This is a genomic window from Chitinophaga sp. GbtcB8 (genome assembly GCF_019091455.1).
In the GTDB taxonomy this organism is placed as follows: Bacteria; Bacteroidota; Bacteroidia; order Chitinophagales; family Chitinophagaceae; genus Chitinophaga.
In genome coordinates, this window is the sequence record NZ_JAGXJN010000151.1 from 1 (window position 1) to 273 (window position 273).

At 49.1% G+C, this 273-nt stretch carries 1 protein-coding gene; it reads right to left on the reverse strand.

The window, feature by feature from the left end; genetic code table 11:
* Positions 1–273, reverse strand: a 273-nt coding sequence (locus KVT36_RS31705) for a biotin/lipoyl-binding protein (protein WP_217607430.1), incomplete at both ends; no start/stop codon positions are given.

The window sequence follows — 273 nt, forward strand, 5'->3', positions numbered from 1 at the left end:
CTGTGCCACACCTACATTAGCCTGTGCAGCTACCAGGGATGCTTCTGCCTGCTGCAGCTTGTTCTGCAGTTCACGATCATCCAGCACTATCAGGGTATCACCTTTCTTTACATCCTGGTTATCCTTTACCCGTATGGGGGTTACATAACCGCTTACACGGGGTATTACCGGGCTCACATTTGCATCGATCTGCGCATTGTCTGTTTCTTCATGGTGTAATGCATGAACATACTTACTGATACCAAATATGGCACCGCCGCTCACCAGTACTGC